Annotated in this window: 1 protein-coding gene; it reads left to right on the top strand. The window is 42.8% G+C overall.

Features of this window, described 5'->3' with window-relative positions; genetic code table 11:
* On the top strand, positions 1-208 hold a 208-nt coding region (locus CHH91_RS20385), incomplete at both ends, for a YfhO family protein (RefSeq protein WP_141234296.1).

The following is a 208-nucleotide window of genomic DNA, read 5'->3' on the forward strand; positions in this document are numbered from 1 at the left end:
TCTTTTGCCTGTTTGCACGCTCGCTTTATAAACAAAAGCCTTTTCGCTTTTTTGCGTTTATGGCATTGTTGTTTGTCGCTTTCCATTATAGCCCGATGATCGGTAGCGTCTTTAATGGCTTTTCAGCTCCTCAATACCGGTTCCAATATATGGGGTCTTTTTTGCTAGCTGCTGCCGTTGCCTTTGCTTTGCCTTCATTAAAGACACT

It is taken from the genome of Virgibacillus sp. 7505, assembly GCF_002272135.1.
Classification (GTDB): Bacteria; Bacillota; Bacilli; order Bacillales; family Amphibacillaceae; genus Terribacillus.